This is a genomic window from Bradyrhizobium sp., from assembly GCF_035701725.1.
In the GTDB taxonomy this organism is placed as follows: domain Bacteria; phylum Pseudomonadota; class Alphaproteobacteria; order Rhizobiales; family Xanthobacteraceae; genus Bradyrhizobium.
Genome location: NZ_DASSRP010000293.1, coordinates 1 through 15000 on the forward strand (window position 1 = coordinate 1; position 15000 = coordinate 15000).

Annotated in this window: 11 protein-coding genes and 1 pseudogene; 3 read left to right on the top strand and 9 right to left on the bottom strand. The window is 64.1% G+C overall.

Going from position 1 to position 15000, the window contains the following annotated elements; all coding sequences use genetic code 11:
* From VFL62_RS17375 to VFL62_RS17385, 3 genes are all read left to right on the top strand, one after another.
* On the top strand, positions 1-333 hold a 333-nt coding region (locus tag VFL62_RS17375), incomplete at its 5' end, for a hypothetical protein (RefSeq protein WP_325173616.1).
* Positions 320-2581 (top strand): exopolysaccharide transport family protein, encoded by a 2262-nt coding sequence (locus VFL62_RS17380; protein WP_325173617.1) that lies wholly within the window; start codon positions 320-322, stop codon positions 2579-2581. The genes VFL62_RS17375 and VFL62_RS17380, both read left to right, overlap by 14 nt.
* Positions 2574-3377: a WecB/TagA/CpsF family glycosyltransferase gene (locus VFL62_RS17385; RefSeq protein ID WP_325173618.1), complete on the top strand. Its 804-nt coding sequence runs from the start codon at positions 2574-2576 to the stop codon at positions 3375-3377. Before VFL62_RS17380 ends, VFL62_RS17385 begins: the two co-directional genes overlap by 8 nt.
* 25 nt (positions 3378-3402) lie before the next feature.
* On the opposite strand, the gene VFL62_RS17390 is transcribed toward VFL62_RS17385, so the two are convergent.
* From VFL62_RS17390 to VFL62_RS17430, 9 genes and pseudogenes are all read right to left on the bottom strand, one after another.
* Positions 3403-4683: a TRAP transporter large permease gene (locus tag VFL62_RS17390; RefSeq protein WP_325173619.1), complete on the bottom strand. Its 1281-nt coding sequence runs from the start codon at positions 4681-4683 to the stop codon at positions 3403-3405.
* Between the two features lie 15 nt (positions 4684-4698).
* Positions 4699-5247, bottom strand: coding sequence for a TRAP transporter small permease (locus VFL62_RS17395; protein ID WP_325173620.1), 549 nt, complete (start codon positions 5245-5247; stop codon positions 4699-4701).
* A gap of 25 nt (positions 5248-5272) precedes the next feature.
* Positions 5273-6304 (bottom strand): TRAP transporter substrate-binding protein DctP, encoded by a 1032-nt coding sequence (gene dctP, locus VFL62_RS17400; RefSeq protein ID WP_325173621.1) that lies wholly within the window; start codon positions 6302-6304, stop codon positions 5273-5275.
* A gap of 777 nt (positions 6305-7081) precedes the next feature.
* The gene (locus VFL62_RS17405; protein ID WP_325173622.1) at positions 7082-8590 is read right to left on the bottom strand and encodes a DASS family sodium-coupled anion symporter; all 1509 of its coding nucleotides are present in this window, start codon (positions 8588-8590) and stop codon (positions 7082-7084) included.
* A gap of 117 nt (positions 8591-8707) precedes the next feature.
* Positions 8708-8980 carry a hypothetical protein gene (locus tag VFL62_RS17410; RefSeq protein ID WP_325173623.1) on the bottom strand — a complete coding sequence of 91 codons (273 nt, stop codon included), beginning with the start codon at positions 8978-8980 and terminating at the stop codon, positions 8708-8710.
* Between the two features lie 23 nt (positions 8981-9003).
* Entirely contained in the window at positions 9004-11292 is a 2289-nt protein-coding gene (locus VFL62_RS17415) for a heavy metal translocating P-type ATPase (RefSeq protein ID WP_325173624.1), read from the bottom strand.
* A gap of 135 nt (positions 11293-11427) precedes the next feature.
* Positions 11428-12015, bottom strand: a complete 588-nt coding sequence (locus VFL62_RS17420; protein WP_325173625.1) for a hypothetical protein — start codon at positions 12013-12015, stop codon at positions 11428-11430.
* Positions 12016-12212: 197 nt separating this feature from the next.
* Complete coding sequence (locus tag VFL62_RS17425; protein WP_325173626.1) at positions 12213-14444, bottom strand: outer membrane protein; 2232 nt, start codon at positions 14442-14444, stop codon at positions 12213-12215.
* Between the two features lie 282 nt (positions 14445-14726).
* Positions 14727-15000, bottom strand: a pseudogene (locus VFL62_RS17430) (peptide ABC transporter ATP-binding protein); the annotation flags it as partial.

Below are 15000 nucleotides of genomic sequence, written 5' to 3' on the forward strand. Positions count from 1 at the left end.
CCGGCCTGGCATTTTCTTATTCGAAACTTGCAGACATTGCCGATCGATCGGAGCGTCAATGGAAACGATCAATCGCAACAGGTACGCGGCGTCATGCCGAAGAGTAACGATCAGTTAACCTTTGCTGCACGGCGCGACTTCGACCGCGATCGACGCCGCGTGCTGCGCTATGACTTAAACTGTTTGTTTGCTAATTCGGTGAATAGTCCATCAAAGAGTATGGTTAATTTTTGCTGTTGCGTTCGTCCCTTGCCCGACGTGACCCGAGAACTAACCGCTCAGCCGATGCGTTCGGCGGTTCGAATGGAAATCGGGGTTCATGCTGGCGTATGACCAACCCATAGCGCGATCCAAGCCGGACGCCGGGTCGAGGCCTGCGCGGAATCCGGCCGGCTTGAGCGTAACGCAGCTTGTGCAGCTGTTGTGGCGACACAAGACGGCGATCGCGGCCGCGGGCCTGATCGGAGCCTGCGCGGCGATTGCGATCGGCAAAAGCCTGACGCCGAAATATTTTGCGACCGCCCAGCTTTATGTCGATCCGCGCGAATTGCAGCTCGTCGACCGCGAGCTGACGCCGCGCTCGCAGGACATTTCCGGCCTTGCGATGGTGGTCGAAAGCCAGGCGCGCGTGATCACCTCCAACAGCGTTCTGATGCAGGTGATCCAGGACACTCATATCGACAAGGATCCGGAGTTCGGCGGCAACGCCAACAGCGCGATGTCGAGCCTGCTCGGCCTGTTCGGGCTCGACGCACGACAGGGCAAGGCGCAAGTCAGTGGCCAGACCGCGGCGCTCGATGCGCTCAACCGCCATATCAACGTCAAGAAGACCGACCGCACCTTCATCGTCGATATCGATGTGTGGTCCGAAGATCCGGCCAAGGCAGCGATGCTCGCCAACGCGATCTCCAACGCCTATCTGGTTGAAGCCAAGAATTCGCAGGCGATCGCCGCGCGGCGCGCCACGTCCGATCTTTCCGGCCGGTTGAAGGAATTGCAGGAACGGCTGCGCACCGCCGAGAATGCGCTCGCGATCTACAAGGCGCAGAACAATTTCGTCGGCACGCAGGATACGCTGATCACCGATCAGCAGCTCCTCGCCAGCAACCAGCGGCTCGCGGCAGCGCACGCGGCGACGCTGGACGCGCAGGCAAAATACGATCAGATCGAAGCCAGCCGCCGCGCCGCGGGTGACGCCGGCGCGATTCCCGAAGCCCTGCAGTCGCCGACGCTGGCGAACCTGCGCGCGCAATATGCGGAGGCGCGCCGGCGCCTCGCCGAAATGACGAGCGAGCTCGGGCCGCTGCATCCCTCGCTCCGCCAGATGAGCAAGCAGGTCGAGGATCTGCACCGCACCATCAACGAGGAAATCGACCGCTACGCGCAGTCGGCGAAAAACGATCTCACCCGCGCCCGCGACTACGAAACGTCGCTGACAAGGTCGTTGGAGGCGCAGAAGCGCCAGAGCGTCCAACTCAGCCAGGCCTCGGTGCGGCTGCGCGAACTCGAACGCGACGTCGAGGCAAGCCGCGACGTGTACCAGTCCTTCCTCAAGCGCTCCCGGGAGACCGAAGAGCAGGAAAGCCTCAACACGTCGAACGCGCGCATCATCGGCGAGGCCACGGTGCCGCAGCGGCGCGCATTCCCCCCCGCGATGAGCCTGATCGCCGCCATCGGGCTCGTGTTCGGCATGCTGGCCGCCGCGATGTGGTTTACGGCGATCGAACTGCTGTCGATCGACCCGGCCGCGGGTGCGGCGAGGCCCGCCGCCACGGAATCCGCCACACCGCTTTCGCCGTTGAAGGTGCCCGAAAACAAGCGTCCGGCCCCGACGGCCGAGAAACCCGGCATCGCGCGCCTGCAGGAATCCGACGTCATCCGCACGCTCGGCGGCATTCTCGCATCGGGCGGCGTTCCCGACCTCACCCGGCTCGGCTGGCCGACGCTGCGATCGGCTTCCCCGCGCGCCGACTTTACCGATGCCATGCGCAGCATGCGCGAAGCGCTCGTCCGCCGCTCCGCCGCCAATGTTGCGCCTGTGATGGCCGTGATCGGACAAGGCGCCAGCCGCGATCGCAGCATCGTGGCGCTGAACGTTGCGCTTGCCGCGGCGCGCGACGATACGCGCGTGCTGATCATCGACGCCGATCACGACAACCATCTGCTGTCGAACAGACTCATCGGCGTGCGCAAGGCTGAAGCGAAACGTCTCGGCTGGCTGTCGATCGGCAGCAAAGCCCAGCGCGCGATCAAGACCAGGAACAATATCGAGGTGCTGCCGGCAGCCGGATCGGGTGCAGGCGATGCGCTTCGCAAAGCCATCGCGCAGGCGCGCGCCGGCGGCGATTACGATCTCGTCATCGTCGACGGTCCGGCGCTGCCGTTCAGCGCAGACGACCTCAGGCTGATCGGAGTTGCCGACGGACTGGTCGCGGCGCTGCCGGCCAGCCTCGATATCAACGGCTGCATGGACGACATCATCACGGGCCTCGGCGGCGCCGAGCGCAAGCTGGTCGGCGTTATCATCAACGAACTGCATGCAGCTCCGGCACAATCGGTTCAGAGTGCGCAACATGCTTGAGCGGCGAGCCAATCGAATCGGCAGGGCCGCCACGGCCAGCATCCCGCGGATCACGCTGGGCGGGCTTCGCATCGCTGTGCTCGATCTCGAGCAGACCGCCGACTTCATGATCGACGCGGTATTCCCGCAGCGCCGGGTGACGCGACCGATCTACTTGACGTCGGCCAACGGCGAAGTGCTGGCACGCTGCTCGACCGAGCCGATGACCGACCAGCTGTTTCGTTCGGCCGACCTGATCAATGCCGACGGCCAGCCGCTGGTCGCAGTGTCGCGGCTGAAATCGCCGCTGCGGCTGCCCGAGCGGGTCGCGACGACGGATTTGTTCCACGTGGTGGCGCGCAAGGCGGAAGCGGCAAACCTGTCCTTCTATATGTTCGGCGCCAACGAAGCCGAAAACGCCGCGGCGGTCGCCAACGTCCGCAGGATGTATCCCAAGCTTCGCATCGTCGGGCATAGCCACGGTTATCTCCGCGGCGATGCGCTCCGCGCCAAGGTCGACGAAATCAACGAACTGGCGCCGGACTACCTCTGGGTCGCGCTCGGCGTACCCTACGAGCAGGCCTTCGTCGCCGAATACGCCTCGCGCCTGACCAAGGTCGGAGTGATCAAGACCTCGGGCGGCCTGTTCAACTTCCTGTCCGGCAGCCGCGCCCGCGCGCCGCGCTGGATGCAGGACATCGGCCTCGAATGGGCCTGGCGCATCTGGCTCGAGCCGCGCCGGCTGTTCTGGCGCTATCTCACCACGAACCCGCGCGCGCTTTATCTGCTGCTCAACCGCAGCCAAGGTGCGAACTAGTGCGGGAACACAGGCGCAAAAGACTTCAATTGCCATAGACCACATGCGGGAGCCACATCGTGAGCGCCGGCACGTAGGTGATGATCATCAACACCGTCAGCAGCAGGATCAGGAACGGCAAGACGCCGCGCACGACCTCGCCGATCGGTGCATGCGAGATCGTTGACAGCACGAACAGGTTCAGACCCACCGGCGGGTGAACCAGCGCGATTTCCATATTGTGGGTGAAGATGATCGAGAAGTGCACGGGATCGACACCGAGCGCCGGCAGCACCGGGGCGAGAATCGGCAACACCAGCAATAGCGTTGCGATCACTTCGAGGAAACAGCCGAGCACCAGCAGCAAGACGTTGATCGCCAGCAGGAACTGCCACGGCGCCATGTTCTGCGCCAGCACCCATTTGACGAGTTCGGCCGGAACGCCTGAGGCCGTCATCCAGTGACCGAAGGCGAGCGCGGTGGCGACGATCAGCATGATCGCGCCCGCGCTTTTGAGCGCATCGGCGACCACCCACAGCGTCTGCGTCCATTGGAAGCCGCGATAGTAAGTCAGGCTCACCAGCAGCGACACGACGGCGGCGATCGCCGCCGCCTCCGTCACCGTGACGATGCCGCCATAGATGCCGACCAGCACGATCACGGGCACGCTCAAGGCGGGGATCGCCCGCGCGGTCACTTTGAGCCGTTCGGCAAACGGCAGGCTCGGCTCGACCGGAAATTTCCGCCGCCGCGCGTCGTACCAGACCCAGGCGAAGAACACCGCGGCCTGCAACAGGCCGGGCAGCACGCCGGCAAGGAACAGGCGCGGCACGGATTGTTCGGCGACGATGCCGTACAAGATCAGCGCCAGCGAGGGCGGGATCACGATGCCGATGGTGCCGGAGGCGCCGACCACGCCCAGCGCAAAGCTGCGCGGATAGCCTTTCTCGATCATGGCCGGCAACAGGATCGTTCCCATCGCCAAGGCGGTGGCGACCGAGGAGCCCGAGATCGCGGCAAACAGCGTGCAAGCCACGACCGTGACGAGCCCGAGCGACCCCCTGACGCCGCCGAGCCACGCGGCGGACAGGTCGACCAACGCTTTCGCCACGCCACCGTAACGCATGAACGTCGCCGCCATCACGAACAGCGGCAGCGACATCAGCGTCGGCGAGTTGAGGTGATCGATGATAACCTGCGCGACCCCGATCAGCGGCTCACCGGATGCAAAGTAGAGGATAGCCGCGCACAGCCCCAGCACGAGGAAGATCGGCATGCCGGCGGCGAGCAGGCCGAAGAACAGCACCAGGAACAGGATCACGAGCATGCGTGCGCCTCGCTCCTAGTCCGCTTGCGGCAACGCGGCGCTTGCGCCGACCTGCTCATGCGCGGGAATGTGGCCGACCGTCATGGTTTCGGGATCGAAGGCGAAGAGATAGCGATAGAGCCGGATCAGGTAGCGGAGCGACATCAATGCCGCGCCAGTCGGCACCGCCGCCGAATAAAGCCACATCGGAAACTGCACATCGGACGCGGAGCGCTCGTCCAGCATCCACGACGTCTCGACGATGCTAACGCCATACCAGGCAAGCCCCGCGCAGAACGCCAACGCCACGATGCAATTGGCCACCTCCATCCAGCGCTGAACACGCGGCGACACCGCGCGCAACACGAGATCGGGCCTGACATGCGCGTCGGTGCGCACGAGCTGCGAGGCGGCCAGCATGATGCCCCAGACCACGAGGTAGACAATCACCTCCTCGGCCCAGGAGATCGCGTAGCGCGGCGCGACGTAGCGTCCGACCACCTGCACCAGGCCGACGATCATGGCGGCAAGACCCAGCAGGCCGATCAGGAATCTCTCGGCCTTGTCCCACCACCCGTCGTGCAACGGCGAATTTCCCCCATTCGCCATCTTAGCTATGGCTACCCACGGTGTCGGTCACGAGCTTGACGATGTCGGGTGAGAGTTTCGTATCGCGGATCAGATCGGCCTGCGCCGCGATCATGCGCTTGCGATCGGCGGCAATCTGATCGGCCGGCGGATCGAAGAAACTGACGCCGTTCGCCTGCATCGTCTTGCGCGCATCGGCCTGCGACTTCGTCGACATCGCCCGGTAACGCTCGATGTTGGCGGCCCAGAGCTCGCGCATCAGCTTGCGTTCGGCCTCACCCAGCCTGGACCAGAAGCTGTCACTGAGCATGGGCACGTAGTTGGCGTAGAACTGATGATCCGCATAGGAATATTTGACGCCGGCTTCCCACAGCTTGGCGGAATTGACGCTCTCGTCGCTTGAGACAAACCCGTCGAAGGTGCCTTGCGACAGCGCCAGCGGCACGTTCGGCCACGGCGTGACGTTGGCGATGCCGTGCACGAAGCCGATGCGCCACGAAGTGCCGGAACCGCCGGGACTGCGGATCTTCAATCCGTTGAAATCCTCGAGCGAGTGGATCTCCTTTTTCGTCGTGTACCAGTTCTCGTTGCCAAGCTCGAGCCAGGACCCGAGGATATGCGAACGCAGCTTGGCTTCGAGCTGCTTGTTGACGAATTCGCCCGGCGCGCCGTCGGCGCAGCGGCGGAACACGTCGATCGCCGGACTATAGAGCGCGGGCAACTGACAGAAATCGCCATCGGGAACCAGCCCTGTCATGGCCCAGGTGCCGGGCGCGGCCATGTCGACCTGGCCCTGGATCAGCGCCTTGGCGACGTTGAGGTCGGCGAACAACTGGCCGGAATGAAACACTTCGCCCTTGATCTTGCCGTGGCTCGCTTCCTCCAGCTTGCCGAGATAGTCGACGATCGCCTGGTTGCGCGGATGTGACGGGGCAGTGTCGAGCGAACAGCGCAGTTTGATGGTGTCGTCGGCGAACGCCTTTCGCGACAGATAGGGCGCGGCAACCGCGCTTGCGGCGGCCGTCACGAAGGCACGCCGGTTCAACCGTGTCATGGTGTCCTCCCGTATGCATTTTTTGCTTCTTGGCGGACGAGGATCGCGCCTGTTGTGGCGCTTGGCAACCGTAATCGGGCCGGTTTCTCGGCGCCTCGCCTCAGACTTTCGGCGTTGCTACCAACCGCGTGAGACATCTATCGTCCGTCATGGCCGGGCTCGACCGGCCATCCATGTCTTTGTTCGCAAGCGAAGAAGACGTGGATCACCGGGACAAGCCCGGTGATGACGATGTTGGACATAGTCTCACCTTCCCGCGGCACTGTCGCGCCCGGGTTATGCGTTGGTTTCGCCCCCGAAAACAGAGGGCGCAGGGAAAGCCGGATGCTTTGCGCACCCGCAGCCTCGCGTGCAGCAAAAGAAAGCACACGAGTTAGTCACCACAGGTACGCCGGAAGCGATCCGGCCTTCCCTGCACGACGGTGTTACGGTTTCCTTCGTGCTCGCCCCGGAGACCGGGCTTGTTGTCTCCGTGGATGACAACGCTTTCGCGTTGCACCGGATATCAGCGTCGGGATATCAGGCCCACACGACTTCGCCGTCCGAAAGCCCGCGCGCTCGTCTGCCGCGCGGGTGTTCGGCCATCGCATCCCGCGCCCAACGTCCGTGACGATCGCGATACGCCCCTCTTATGGGTGCGAGACGCGCGGGCTTCTAAGCTGATTTGGCGGCCGGCGGGAGCGGAATATTTTTTCCGGCAGGGGTGGACAGCCGCGCCGGAGGTGCAAGTGATTTGCCCGTCGGGCAAATCATCGGATCGCGGCGAATGTCCAATCTTCAGACGTAGCCGAGCCAGTGCCAGTAGGTTGCGCCGAACAGCAGCGTGAGCAGGTAGGCCAGCAGCGTGAGCACGATGCCGGTGCGGATGAAGTCCCGCGCCGCGAAGGTGCCGGTGCCGTACCCGACCATGCCCTGCGGCGAGTTGACCGGCAGAATGAAGCCGAAACTGACGACGAACTGCAGCACCAGCGTCATGCCGAGCACATTGATGCCCGGGCTCTGCACCTTCTGCAGCACCGCGATCACGATCGGAATCAAGGATGATGCCAGCGCGGTCGCACTTGCAAAGCCGAGGTGAACCACGATCAGGAACGCCGCCATGACCGCGAGAATGGCCAAGGCCGGAAGCTGGTTGAGACCGAAGCCATCGACAATCAGGTTGGCCAGCCACTGCGCGGCCTGGGTTTGCAGCAAGGCGGTGCCGAGGCTGATGCCGACCCCGAACAGCACGATCGTGCCCCAGGGGATCAGCGGGTTCGCGGTTTTCCAGTCCATCACGCCGATGCCGGGCAGGAACAAGAGCGCGACGGCAATGGTGGTCGTGGTCGAACTGTCAAGCGGGTGCAGCACGCCTTCGGTCGACCAGAAACCCAGCAGGATGAGCGAGAGCGCCAGCAGTCGGCCTTCCTTGCCGGTCATCGGGCCCAGTTCGTTCAAGGCCTTCTCGACCGTCGCTTTGCCTCCCGGGATCTCCTTCGCCTCGGGCGGCATCATCGTCATCATGACGAGATAGAGCCCGACCGACATCAGCACCGCGAAGGGACCCGCCGCGACCAGCCAGCTCAGCCACGTGATGTCGTGCCCCAGCATCTTCTGGATAAAGCCGATGGCGACCATGTTTTGCGCCGCGGCGGTCTTGATGCCGACATTCCAGATGCTGACCGCCTGCACGGTCGTAATCATCAGGAGCCCGGCAAACCGGCTCTTCTGATCGACGCCGAACGCGACGATGATGCCCATGATGATCGGGATGACGGCGGCCGCGCGCGCGGTGGCGCTCGGCACCAGCAAGGCCAAGACCGTGGATACGACAATGGCGCCCATGACGATCCGGCTGGTTCGCGTCCCGACCCCTGACAAGACGATCAGGGCAATCCGGCGGTCCAGCCGGGTCACGGTCATGGCCGCGGCGAGGAACAAGGCGGCGGCAACCAGAGTGAGGGCCGTATTGCCAAAACCGCTGATCGCGGTGGTCAGCCCCTGAACCGTGCCGATCAGCACCTTGGGATTGGCGACGTTCGGCGAGATGCCGAGGAACAATGCCATCAAGGCCGCGATCACCACCGCGCTGACGGCGTAGTCGAGCGCATCGGTCATCCAGACGATGACGGCGAAACCGAAAACCGCCAGCATGCGCTGGCCTGCGACGGACAGGCCCGGTGGCGTCGGCAGGAGCAGGATGGCAGCGAGCACGGCGGCGCCGAGCAGCAATCCCCAATTGTCACTGATCCAGCCGTGCCGCACCTTTTGTGCGTCGAGCTGTCGCGCTGCAACCGCCTGGTCCATGGTTCCTCCTTCGCCTGGATTATGATTGACAGCGCCCGCCAATATCCCCTTGCGATGGATCAACTATCGCAGCCAAGACTCGCCAGGCGCAAGGCAAGCTCAACCTCTCCACGGAAATCAGGATTTGTGAACGGCGTTCCAGATCCAGCCGCCCAATGCGCCGACGACGAAGCCAAAAGTAGCTGTCACCAGGATGAGAACCACGGCCCGCGAAATGTCGAACGGTTCAATGACATAGACGGGCTTGATGAAGTGCATCCAGAAAATGAAGTCGATGACGCGCTGAGCCCAGCCTGCCGCGACAAGAAGCGACCAGCAGAGATGCCAGCCACCCAATACGATACCGACAACCAGCCCGGTTTTCGAAACACTGATGCGAGATGCGGTCATTCGGTTCTCCTTGCGGTCCCGCGTTAAGCTCCAATCGCATATTCATAGATGTCTTCCTCCTGGGCATTATGGATGCGCACCAGGGCCTCGACGGATTCGATCACACGCTGGGCGTCACGGACCAGATAGGAGTCGACATCGTCGGCCCTGAGCCCGTCGGCGAGCCGCCGCAACAGGCGCGACTGATGGCTGATCTCGCGATGCGCCCTGCTCATGGCGCCAAGTCCGTGCCGGTCGGCGAGATATTTTGCGACGCGCGGATAGACGAGACTTTCGTCGTTGCGCTCGTGGGGGGCGATGTCATTTGCGACGATCCGCTCGGCTTCCGAAATCAAGGCGATGGCGCCCGCGCCCGATGCCCGATCGAGCCCATCTGCGATTTCTCTCAAGCGATTGAGCAGCGGCTCCATTTGTGCGTGGTCGGCGTGAAGCAGACCAGCCACATTCACCGGCATCGTGCGGCGACCCCTGGCGCGGCCGGCGCTCAGGGCGCGAAGCGCGTTGAGGATGACGGCAACGTCAATCGCTTCCTGGGTCAGCGCGCCCGCCACCGGCGGCAGCCAGCCGATGGCAGCGACCGCCATCGCAAGTCCCGACAAGGCCAGCCCTGCCACAATGCTCTGCAAGGCGATCGCGCGGGTTCGCCTGGCGATCGAGATGGCGTCAGGCACGGCATCGAGACGGTCGACCAGGATGACGACGTCGGCGGCTTCCGAGGAGGCGCTCGCGCCCCGGGCGCCGAGCGCGACGCCGACATTCGCGGCAGCCAAAGCCGGCGCATCGTTGATGCCGTCACCCACCATGACCGTGACATTCCGCCGTTGTTCGGCGGCGACCGCCTCGACCTTGTCTTCCGGCGCGCGGTCGGACAGCACGGCATCAAGGTCGAGCGCGGCGCCGATCGTCTCCGCCGCCTCGGCGCGGTCGCCGGTCACCATCACGATCCGCGCCACGCCGAGCTTTCGCAAGCCCTGAATGGCGCGCGGCGTTTCTCGCCGCAGTTCGTCCGCCAGCAACAAGGCGCCGATGGTGCGGCCGTCCACCGCGACAAACACGCTGAGCGCTGAACGCCACGCCGCGCGCCGCAGCGCCCGCACGATCCACGCCTCCGGCTTGCCGGCCCCGTTGACCAGCTGATGCGATCCGACCCGGATCGTCCTGCCCTCGATCACCCCCTGAAGGCCCGCGCCGGCCGTCTCGCGCACCTCGGACGCCATGGCCGGCGTAAGTCCCCTCGCGATCGCGGCCTCGACGATCGCGATCGCGACCACGTGGTGAGAAGACTGTTCCAGCGACGCCGCGAGCTGCAGCACCTCGTCTGCGCGATGGTTCGGCGCGACCTCGATGGCAACGAGGCGCGCGCCACCGACCGTCAACGTGCCGGTCTTGTCGAACATCACGGTATGGGTCTGGGCGAGCGCTTCGAGCGGACCGCTGCCCTTGACGAGAATTCCGCGCTTGGCCGCCCGGGCGACACCCGAGATGAAGGCCACCGGCGCCGCCAGGATCAGCGGGCACGGTGTCGCCGCCACCAGCACCGCGAGCGCGCGAACGGAATCGCCGGAGACGAGCCAGGCAGCGCCGGCAATCGCGAGCGTGACCGGCAGCAGCAGAAGCGCATAGCGATCTGCCAGGCGAATGAACGGCGATCTGGCGGTTTGCGCCGCGCTCACCATGCGCACGATGCCGGCATAGGTGCTGTCGCCGGCGGTCGCCGTGCTGCGGATTTCAAAGGGCGTGCCGGCATTCAGCGAGCCGCTGCGCGCCGGCTCTCCCGCCTGCCGCGACACCGGGATCGGCTCGCCGGTCAGCGCCGATTCATCGATGGTCGCTGCCGCACTGGTAATGATGCCATCGACCGGAATGACCTCGCCGGAGCGAACGAGGATCACCTCGCCGACGGCGAGCTGCTCGATGGGAATATCCGAGATCGTCGATCCGTCGAGACGGTGGGCGACGCGTGGCGCGCGGTCGATCAGCGAGCGGAGATCCCGCTCGGCATGCGCGACCGCGATGTCCTCGAGCAGATTGCCACCCGCATACATGATGGCAACGACGATCCCGGCGAGGTTTTCACCAAGCGCAACCGCGCCCGACATCGAGACGAGCGCGATCGAATCGACGCCCATGCGGCCGGCCCAAAGATCGCGCGCGATCGAGGCCACGAGCCCCGCGATGACGGGAATCGTGCCGCCCGCCCAGCACCAGGCGGCAAGATCCGCCCTGCCGGCCCCCCATGCTGCGACTCCCAGAATGAGGCCTGCGAGCGCGACAATGATGAGAGCCCGCCGAAAAACCCTTTCAGACCACATCCGAAAAACGCCCAAGGCAAAGTCGACGACGCCAGACATTGTCCTTGGAGATAGCAAGGCGCCGGTTGATCGAAATCAACCTGGATGCAAGATGGGATCGAAAAGACGGGCTGCGCCGACGGCTATCCGCCGCCCTCACCTGCCGCGGAAGTATGGCGAGGCACCGGGCAGCAGCGCCGCATTGGGGTCGCCGGGCTGCTGCGAGAAGCTCGCGCCGAACGACAGGCTGAGGTTCGAGGTCGGGCGGAATTCGACGCCGGCATTGACGCGATAGCCGCCGGGCACGTTGGCGGAGGAGGAATCCAGCGCGGAAAACGGACTGCCGACGAGCGGGGCGCCGTTGTACTTCAGCGTGTCGAGGCCGGCATAGATCGACACCGGCGCGCTCTTGAAGTTGTAGCCGACCTGGCTGCCCTCATAGGAGAAGGAGCTTGCGCTGCCGAAGGCCGAGACCGGGCTGAAACTGTTTGCACCAAAGCCAGAACCGCCAAAGCCAAGGTTGCCGCGCTCGGTGCCGATGAACCAGCCGTTCTCGAAATTATAGCGCGAGGAGAAGTTGCCGAAGGCGTCGCGGGTCGTATTCGCGTCCGACGTCAGGGCCGTGCCGAATCCGGTGGTGGACGTCCAGTACGGCACCGATTGCGCATACGCCGCTGGCGCGCCGAAACAAAATACGGCCAGCGTCGATGCGAGAACGGTTGCGAAAGCTGATTTGCCTGTCATGAAGATCCCACCGGCTGTGACCGGATTATAAAGCCGGGATGCCGTGAACGCCAGTGGCGGCTTGGACATGGGGCGGGAGCGGACATCATCGCCAGGACCTGCGGCGCAGCGTTCATATTCCGCCGTCACAGGCCATCATTGCGCACAAAAAAGCCTCGGCGGCGCCGAGGCTTTTTCGGGATTTCTTCAGAGGCGGATCAGTATTTCGCGACCACCGGGCCATCGAACCTGTAATTGAACCTGATGCGCGCGACGTCGGTGTTCAGCTGAGCGCGGATGGAGCAGTTGACGGCCGAAACGTTGCTTTGGCAGGCCGAGACCCCGGCAGCGTTGGCGATATTTGCGCTACGGTCTGCATACATCGTGTGAAGAAACTCGCCGCCCACCGTCCAATTCGGGCTGAGTGCAAACTCGACGCCGGCGCCAACGACGCTGCCCCAGATCACGCCGCTCGCATTGGCCGTATTTCCCGTCAAAGTGCCGAAGTTGGCGAGGTTGGTCGCATTGAAGAATTGGACGGCCGTCTGCCTTGCGTCGGCCCACGCCGCGCCGCCGGTCGCGTAGACGAGCGCGTTGTTTACGACCAGGCCGCCGCGGCCCCGGATCGTACCGCTGAGATCCGCCTTGATCCCGACGGTCTCGGCCCGCTGATCATCGCCACCGATCACGGAATTCTTGAAATTGCTGTTGCCATTGAGGTCAGCTTCAATACCGACCAGCCCTCTGCCGAATTGATAATTGTAACCGGCCTGGGCGCCGCCGGTGAAGAAGCCGCGGGTCGGCGTTGCCGACGAACAGCCTCCGAAGAAGCACGGATCGTCGAAGCGCGACATCGCCATGCCGCCGCCGGCATTGCCGCCGACATGGAACCCGGTCCAGTTGTAGACCGTCGCGACCGGGACATACCTTTCAGGATCGCCCGCAGGCCCGCCAAACCGATAGTTGGCTCTGATGCGCAGAACGTCCGTCGTCAGTTGACTCCGGATGACGCAATTGTCAGCCGGGACGCGATTGAATTGCAGACAGGCGTTGCCCCCAGCCTGGCGCGGATCAAAAATATTGGCATCGCGGTCCTGGTACACGGTGTGAAGCAATTCGCCGCCCACCGTCCAGTTCGGGCTCACGGCAAACTCCACGCCGGCGCCGATCACACCGCCCCAGAGAATGCCGCTGGCGTTGGCTGTAACGCCTGTCGCGGTGCCAAGGGTCGGGCCGGTGAAATTGTTGAGTTCGATTCCGGTCTGTTTGACGTCCGCCCAGGCCGCGCCAGCGGTTGTGTAAACCAGGGCGTTGTTCACGACCACGCCGGCCCGCGCCCGAATCGTCCCGCTGACGTCGGCTTTGGTGCCGACCGCCAGCGCAAACTGGTCGTCGCCACCGAGAAGCGATTTCTTGAAACCGCTGTTGCCGTTGACGTCGGCTTCGACGCCGACCAGACCGTTGCCGAATTGATAGTTGTAGCCGGCTTGCACACCGCCGGTGAAAAACCCGCCGGTTGGCGTCGCATTTGAACAATAGACGCAAGGATCGGTGAAAGCCGTGGAGCCAACGCCGGCGCCGAGGTTGCCGCCGAGATAAAAGCCGGTCCAGCTATAGACGGCGGCCGCCGGCGCCTTCCGATACATCTCACCAGCGGGCGCGTAGGCTCGAGCAACCGTCTCGTCGCCAAAGCGGTAGTTGAACCTGATACGCGCAACATCGGTCGTCAGCTGCCCCCGGACGGCGCAGTTGGTGATTGGGCTGTTGCCGCACGCATTACCCCCAACCTGGATCGGATCAACGATCTGGGCATTGCGGTCCTGGTACATGGTGTGAAGGAATTCGCCGCCGACCGTCCAATGCGGACTGAGCGCATATTCGAAACCCGCGCCGATCACGCTGCCCCAAAGCACCCCGTCGGCGTTGGCCGAAAATCGGGTCGGCGTGCCGAACGTCGGACCATTGGTATTGCGGAAGTCGGTGCCTGTCTGCCTGACGTCCGCCCAGGCCGCACCGCCGGTGGCATAGACCAGCGTATTGTTGAGGACGACACCGGCGCGGGCCCGGATCGTTCCGCTGACGTCCGCCGCCATGCCGACCGCCATCGAATTGGGGTCACCGCCGCCGATCACAGAATTCTTGAAACCGCTATTGCCGTTGATGTCGGCTTCGATACCGACCAGGCCATTGCCGAATTGATAGTTGTAACCGGCCTGTACGCCGCCGGTGAAAAAGCCGGCGGTCGGCGTTGCCGACGAACAATAGAAGCAGGGATCGGTGAAGCCCGACGAGGCCATGCCCGCGCCGAGATTGCCGCCGACGTAGAAGCCGGTCCAATTCCAGACCGAGACGGGAGCCGCGGCCTTGACCGGGAGGTCGGCGGCTGCGGCAGGTCCAGCGAGGGTTGCGAAGGCGACGGCGGCGAGAATGGCAGACTTGTGCGTGAACAAAGGATCTTCCCAACTTCCAGAAACGAAAAGAAACGGAATCGAATATCCTCTGCTTAGCCAGTCGGTCGCGGTTTCGTCTGTCACCTCTCTACAACAGCGTCAGAAAATGAAGCCAGACCAGATGGATAACGATTGATGAATCAGCGGTTCGGGTGGCAGCAGCGCACCCTGCGGGCCGCATTGCCGGTCAAGCGGCGCGTGATCGCACTCTCGCTTTTCAGTTGCCGGAGCGTCACACACCGCAGACCTCGCGTTCGACGCGGGGCGGCCCTCCTAGCAACCTCACAGCACCTGCGACAGGAATCGCCGCGTGCGTTCGTCGCGCGCCTCGGTGAAGAAGGTCGCCGGCGGTCCGTGTTCGACGATCACCCCGTGATCGGTGAAATAAATGTGGTCGGCGACCTCGCGGGCAAACCCCATTTCGTGGGTGACCAGCATGCATGTCATGCCTTCTTCCGCCAGTTCGCGGATCGTCACCAGCACCTCCTTGACCGTCTCCGGATCGAGCGCCGCGGTGACTTCGTCGAACAGCATTACGTCCGGCCGCATGGCGAGC

Excerpts from the sequence above, each read along its gene's own strand:
- VFL62_RS17415 (WP_325173624.1), bottom strand. The coding sequence starts at position 11,292 with ATGTGGTCTGAAAGGGTTTTTCGGCGGGCTCTCATCATTGTCGCGCTC.
- dctP (WP_325173621.1), bottom strand. The coding sequence starts at position 6,304 with ATGACACGGTTGAACCGGCGTGCCTTCGTGACGGCCGCCGCAAGCGCG.
- VFL62_RS17380 (WP_325173617.1), top strand. The coding sequence starts at position 320 with ATGCTGGCGTATGACCAACCCATAGCGCGATCCAAGCCGGACGCCGGG.
- VFL62_RS17410 (WP_325173623.1), bottom strand. The coding sequence starts at position 8,980 with ATGACCGCATCTCGCATCAGTGTTTCGAAAACCGGGCTGGTTGTCGGT.
- VFL62_RS17420 (WP_325173625.1), bottom strand. The coding sequence starts at position 12,015 with ATGACAGGCAAATCAGCTTTCGCAACCGTTCTCGCATCGACGCTGGCC.
- VFL62_RS17405 (WP_325173622.1), bottom strand. The coding sequence starts at position 8,590 with ATGGACCAGGCGGTTGCAGCGCGACAGCTCGACGCACAAAAGGTGCGG.
- VFL62_RS17385 (WP_325173618.1), top strand. The coding sequence starts at position 2,574 with ATGCTTGAGCGGCGAGCCAATCGAATCGGCAGGGCCGCCACGGCCAGC.
- VFL62_RS17390 (WP_325173619.1), bottom strand. The coding sequence starts at position 4,683 with ATGCTCGTGATCCTGTTCCTGGTGCTGTTCTTCGGCCTGCTCGCCGCC.